Here is a 1,468-nt window from a genome sequence, read left to right on the forward strand (position 1 = left end):
TTCATTCTTAATCGTCAATCCGCCATTGTTGATGGTCGTGTTGCCCGTCGTGACTGAGCCCGTCGTAACGACTTCATTGGTGATGACGGTCTTGCTGTCACCCGTGCCAATGGTAACGTTGTCGTTGCTGATAGAAACGTTGCCAATATTGGCTTTTTCCGAAACCGTCAGCTCTTTCGTCGTCATCGAGTTCGATGTTACCGACTCAAGATCCTTGAGGTTCTTAGACAACTTGATGTCAAAACCGCTGCCGGCCGTGTTATTAACGACGCCGATGTTGCCGTCGGTTAATTTACTTGCATCAGAGATTCCGCCTTTAAGATCTAAAACGTCATCTTTGCCGCGTTTGATGACTTCACCGGTATCGCTGTTAAAGCCTCGTTTAGAGTTGTTGATATCATCAATTTTACCATCGAATTGGCCAACAATATCTTTTAATTGACCTTCCGTAGCAGCTCGATCGGGGACGTAGCCTTTTTCATCAGGCTTCCAAGTCGTGTTTTCAAGGCCGGTGATGAATTTACCTTTTTCAGTAACAGGATTGCCGTCGGCATCAACCTTCGCCGTGCCGTCGGCATTTTTAACAGCCACATCTTGGTTCCCCATGACAATACTGCCGTTAGAGCCGTCACCAATCGTAACTTGGCCTTTGGAGCCATCAACAAGAACTTGGTTGTCACCGGTACCAGCTGTTACCGTGGACTTAGTCCCATCGACGACCACTTTATTAGTACCACCATCTCCAGCGCTGATGATACCTTCGTTGCCCTTAATAGCGACATTATTACCATCTTTATCGCCGAAGGAGAGGTTGTCACTTAAGGCAACTTCTGTCCCTGCACCATTAGGCAGCTCAGTTACGGTAATATTTTTACCGGCTACGACTTTATTGGCTGTAATCGTCGAGGAAAGGCCATCATAGGCAGCTTTCAACTGGTCTTCTGTAGCCGCACGGCCGCTTACGATACCATCTGTCGAAGGATTCCAAGCCGTATTGGCCAAACCGGTAACGTATAAGCCGCTTTCAGTCTTACTGCTGGCACCATTATATGTTACAGACTGATTAGCAATGTAAATACCACCGGTAACTACACCATCTTTTTCAGTACCGCCTATGCGAGCGCTGTCGATACCGGACAAGTCCTTAGCAAGTTTAATCTGTAAGCCGTCATCAGTTTTAACAACGCCGACATTGTTGACGCTGGACAACAAGCTATTGCCGTCTGCATCCGTTGCAGCTACACCACCATAGATGGATAAGGTTTCACCATTTTTCTTGGTGATCGTAGCGTCATCGGACGTATCGTCACCAGTGAATTTCAGGTTGGCGCTGCTAACGGCTGAATCCATTTCACTCTTAGATGCAATATCACCTACTTCAAAGGATGTATCGTCGTTACGGGTAATGGTCAACTTGTTATCTTTAAAGGTTGCGCCCGTAATGTACTTATCCTGCAGGCCGCCAATT

Annotated in this window: 1 pseudogene; it reads right to left on the reverse strand. The window is 46.9% G+C overall.

Going from position 1 to position 1,468, the window contains the following annotated elements:
* Window positions 1–1,468: pseudogene (locus HMPREF3201_RS11865) on the reverse strand (hypothetical protein); the annotation flags it as partial.

The organism is Megasphaera sp. MJR8396C, assembly GCF_001546855.1.
Classification (GTDB): domain Bacteria; phylum Bacillota; class Negativicutes; order Veillonellales; family Megasphaeraceae; genus Megasphaera.